Source organism: Shinella lacus, assembly GCF_010994755.1.
In the GTDB taxonomy this organism is placed as follows: domain Bacteria; phylum Pseudomonadota; class Alphaproteobacteria; order Rhizobiales; family Rhizobiaceae; genus Shinella; species Shinella lacus.
Window position 1 is genome coordinate 1 of sequence record NZ_WHSB02000042.1, and the last position, 1,872, is coordinate 1,872.

A 1,872-nucleotide genomic window follows, 5' to 3' on the forward strand; every position below is an offset into this window, starting at 1 on the left:
CGACCGCAAGAAGGGTTTTGAGGAAGCGCTGGCCGGTAAAGACAACTTGAAGATTGTCCGCAGCCAGACCGGCGATTTCACACGCACGAAGGGCAAGGAAGTCATGGAAAGCTTCCTGAAGGCGGAAAACGGCGGCAAGAACATCTGCGCGCTCTATGCCCATAATGACGACATGGCCGTCGGCGCCATCCAGGCGATCAAGGAAGCTGGCCTGAAACCGGGCACGGATATCCTCGTCGTCTCGATCGATGCCGTGCCGGATATCTTCCAGGCTATGGCTGCCGGCGAGGCAAACGCCACCGTCGAACTGACGCCGAACATGGCAGGCCCCGCCTTCGACGCGCTCGATGCCTTCCTTAAGGACGGTAAGGCGCCGCCGAAGTGGATCCAGACCGAATCGAAGCTCTACACTCAGGCCGATGATCCGGCGAAGGTGTACGAGGCGAAGAAGGGCCTCGGCTACTGATCTCTCCCCAGCGCGCCCCACGTCCAGCTCCTAACTTGGCGTGGAGCGCGCGCGAAAAATTTCATGCGGGGTCGGGATCATGCAGCCGGTCAGTTCCTATGTTCTTTCGGCGACGGGGATCGACAAGGTCTTCCCGGGCGCCAAGGCGCTCAGCCGGGTTGATTTTTCTCTCCGGCACGGCGAAGTGCACGCGTTGCTCGGCGAAAACGGCGCGGGAAAATCGACGCTCGTGAAATGCCTGACGGGTGCCTACCGCCGGGATGGCGGGCGCATTCTCGTCGATGGCGCGGATGTCGATCCGCAGAGCACGCTGGAAGCCCAGGCGCTGGGCATCGGCACGGTCTACCAGGAGGTGAACCTGTTGGCGAACCTGACGGTCGCCGAGAACCTCTTTTTAGGCCGCCAGCCGAAGCGGTTTGGCCTCGTCAGCCCGCGCGAGATGAACCGGCGGGCGCGGACGCTGCTTGCCGAATACGAACTCGACATCGATGTCACCGCTGAGCTTGCCGCCTATTCTGTCGCCGTGCAGCAGGTGGTGGCAATTGCGCGTGCGGTCGATCTCTCCGGCAAGGTGCTGATCCTCGACGAGCCGACGGCGAGCCTTGATGCGCATGAGGTCACGATGCTGTTCGGCATCGTCCGGCGGCTGAAGGCGCGGGGCCTCGGCATCGTTTTCATCACGCATTTCCTCGAACAGGTCTATGAGATATCAGACCGCATCACCGTGCTGCGCAATGGCCAGCTCGTCGGCACGCGCGAAACGGCGGCGCTGCGGCGCCGGGAGCTGATCGCCATGATGCTCGGCCGCGAGCTGGTGCAGGAAGTCGCCGCCGGACACGGACCGAAAGGCGAGGACGGCGCGGTGCGCTTCCGTTTCCGCGATTTCGGCCGCAGGGGCCATATCCAGCCGTTCGATCTCGATGTGCGCACGGGCGAGGTCATCGGTATCGCCGGCCTGCTCGGCTCGGGGCGCACCGAGACGGCGGAAATAATGTTCGGCGCCGAGCGTGCCGACAGCGGCACGGCGGAGGCCGACGGCCGTGCACTCGACCTTTCATCGCCGCGCGCCGCCATCCGCGAAAAATTTGGCTTCTGCCCGGAGGATCGTAAGGTGGACGGCATCGTCGGCGATCTGTCCGTGCGCGAAAACATTGCACTCGCCTTGCAGGCCCGACACGGCTGGGCGCGGCCGATCAGCCGTGGCGAGCAGGATCGCCTCGCCGACCAATACATCAAGGCACTCGATATCCGCACGAGCGACCGTGAAAAGCCGATCAAACTGCTCTCCGGCGGCAACCAGCAGAAGGCGATCCTCGCCCGCTGGCTCGCCACCAATCCGGACTTTCTGATCCTCGATGAGCCGACGCGCGGCATCGATGTCGGCGCGCATGCGGAAATCATCCGCC

The 1,872-nt window shown here is 63.8% G+C and carries 2 protein-coding genes; both read left to right on the plus strand.

What is annotated here, in order from left to right:
• Positions 1-466 (plus strand): substrate-binding domain-containing protein (locus GB927_RS34180; RefSeq protein ID WP_256121583.1); only part of this gene is annotated, 466 nt, incomplete at its 5' end.
• 79 nt (positions 467-545) lie between these two features.
• A partial coding sequence (locus tag GB927_RS34185) for a sugar ABC transporter ATP-binding protein (RefSeq protein ID WP_256121584.1) occupies positions 546-1,872 on the plus strand: 1,327 nt, incomplete at its 3' end.